We start from the raw sequence: 2,356 nt of genomic DNA, 5'->3' as shown, positions 1-2,356 counted from the left end.
TGCCCCGCCCCTCGGCGCCGAACTCGCGGCACACGTGGTCGGCGGCGCGGCGGGCGACGTCGACCAGGGCATCGCCCGCCCCCACCGTCCGGACCCGGGCGACCGCTGCCTGCAGCAGGTGGCCCGTGACGTACAGCTCGTGCCCGGTCGACAGGTCGGAGTACCGGCCGGCCTGCCCGGCGTGGCCGAAGCACGTGTTCAGGTAGCCGTCCGCGTCCTGCGCCGCGGCCACCCGGTCCACCACCTTGCCCAGCAGGGCGTCGACCGCCGGGTCGCCCGTGCGGCCGTACTCCCAGGCCATGGCCTCCAGCAGCTTGTACACCTCGGAGTCGGAGAACTGCCAGCCCGGCCGTTCCCCGCCCGTGGTGCCCGCTGCGACGCGGTCGAAGTTGCCCAGCCAGCCCAGCTGCTCCATCCAGTCCAGGCAGTGCCGCAGCGTGGCGCGCGCGTTCGTCTCCTGGAGCGTGCCCCAGAATCCGCCGTCGAGCCGCAGCTCGTCGACGCCGAGCCCACGGCGCGGGCCGGGCGGGACGACGGGCGACGCCGGGGGCGTCGAGAGATGAGTTGTCACGGGGTTCCTTCGTCAGTCCTTGACGGCACCGGCGGTGACGCCCGCCGCCACGTAGCGCTGGGCCACGACGAGCAGGATCGCCGCGGGCACCGACGCGACCACGGCCGTGGCCATGATGGCGTTCCACTGCGTGGTGTTGTTGCCGATGTAGTTGTAGATGCTCAGCGTGATCGGGATCAGGTCGCCGTTGCGGTTCAGGGTCGAGGCGAAGATGAAGTCGGACCAGGCCCACAGGAAGGCGAACAGCGCGACCGTGAGAGTCGAGTTGCGGCTCACCGGCAGCACCACCGAGCGGAAGGTGCGCCAGGCGCCCGCGCCGTCCACCCGCGCCGCCTGGAGCAGCTCGCGCGGGATGCCGGACATGAACGCCGTGTAGAGCAGCACGCCGAACGGCACCGCGACCGTCGAGTCCGCCACGATCAGCCCGCCCACCGTGTTGAGCAGGCCGAGGTTGTTGTAGACCGCGTAGAAGCCCATGGCCATGACGACGGCGGGGATCATCTGCGCGACCAGCAGCAGGAAGTTCAGCGTGCGCCCGCCACGCAGGTGCAGCAGGGCCAGTGCGTAGCCGGCCGGTGCCGCGATCGCCACGGTGAGCACCACGCAGCCCAGCCCGATCAGCAGGCTCGTCCCTAGGGCGGGCAGCTGCTGGGAGAACACGGCCTGGTAGCCCTCGAACGTGGGGTCCCACGGGAACCAGTGCGGCGGGTCGGCCCGCAGGTCACGGGTCTGGGTGAACGAGACGTTCACCATCCAGTACACGGGGAAGAGCATGACGAGGGTGAAGAACACTCCGAGCGCCGTCTTCCACGCGGGCTTGCGTGCTGTCCTCCGCACGGTGCTCCTCGTCGGGGGTGTGGGCCGGCTGGTCATGAGTCCTCCTGACGGTGCTGGAGCCGCAGGTGCAGAAACCCGAAGACCAGCGCGATGAGAATCAGCAGGTTGCCGACCGCGGCGGCGGGCGAGAAGTCCGGCTGACCGGTCCCGAACGCCTCCCGGTAGGACCAGATGGCGAGGGTGGTGGACGCGTCGCCCGGCCCGCCCGTGGTCATGATCCAGATGACGTCCACGACCTTGAGCGTGTAGATGAGCCCCAGCAGGAGCGTGATGGCCGACACGGGTCGCAGCAGCGGGAACGTGATGCTCCAGAACTGCTTCCACGGGCCCGCGCCGTCGAGCGACGCCGCCTCGTAGACCTCGCCGGGGATGTTCTGCAGCCCGGAGTAGAGGATGACCAGGTTGAACGGGATGCCGAGCCAGATGTTGGCGATGGTCACCGACAGCAGCGCCGTGTCCGGCGAGGTGAGCCAGTTGATCTGCTCGACGCCGAACGCCCCGAGCACCGAGTTCACGATGCCGTTCTCGCTGTTCAGCATCCACGCCCACGTCGAGGCGGACACGATGAGCGGCAGCAGCCACGGCACGAGGAACATCGCGCGCAGCAGGCCCGAGAGCTGGAACCCGGACCGGAAGAAGACCGCCAGCGCCAGGCCGATCGCGTACTGGAACACGATCGAGACGACGGTGAAGACCGCGGTGTTCCACAGCGCCGTGGGGAACGTCGACGAGGTGAACACCTCGACGTACTTGTCGAACCCGACGAACTCCGCGTTGCCCTGGACGAACGCGCGGATCGTGTAGTCGTGGACGCTGAGGTCGATGTTCCGCAGGAGCGGGTAGGCGTAGAAGAGGATCAGGTACGCGAGCAGCGGCGCGGCGAAGCCGACGGCGGCCCATTGGGACGCGGCCGGGCCACGACGCCGCCGGGCGGCCGGCGTGCGGTCC

3 protein-coding genes are annotated in these 2,356 nt (G+C 69.8%); all 3 read right to left on the bottom strand.

Features of this window, described 5'->3' with window-relative positions:
- Positions 1-571: beta-L-arabinofuranosidase domain-containing protein (locus PROKR_RS05480; protein WP_036960361.1), on the bottom strand; the 571-nt coding region annotated here is incomplete at its 3' end.
- 12 nt (positions 572-583) lie between these two features.
- The gene (locus tag PROKR_RS05475) at positions 584-1,444 is read right to left on the bottom strand and encodes an ABC transporter permease subunit (RefSeq protein ID WP_051432704.1); all 861 of its coding nucleotides are present in this window, start codon (positions 1,442-1,444) and stop codon (positions 584-586) included.
- Positions 1,441-2,356, bottom strand: a 916-nt coding sequence (locus tag PROKR_RS05470; protein ID WP_036960356.1) for a carbohydrate ABC transporter permease, incomplete at its 5' end; no start/stop codon positions are given. The genes PROKR_RS05475 and PROKR_RS05470, both read right to left, overlap by 4 nt.

The sequence above is a fragment of the Promicromonospora kroppenstedtii DSM 19349 genome (genome assembly GCF_000515355.1).
Classification (GTDB): domain Bacteria; phylum Actinomycetota; class Actinomycetes; order Actinomycetales; family Cellulomonadaceae; genus Promicromonospora; species Promicromonospora kroppenstedtii.
The sequence above is the reverse complement of the archived record's forward strand: the minus strand, read 5'-3'. Positions and strand labels throughout refer to the sequence as shown.

Bases quoted from the DNA above. Each gene is read 5' to 3' on its own strand.
- PROKR_RS05475 (WP_051432704.1), bottom strand. From the start codon at position 1,444: ATGACCAGCCGGCCCACACCCCCGACGAGGAGCACCGTGCGGAGGACA.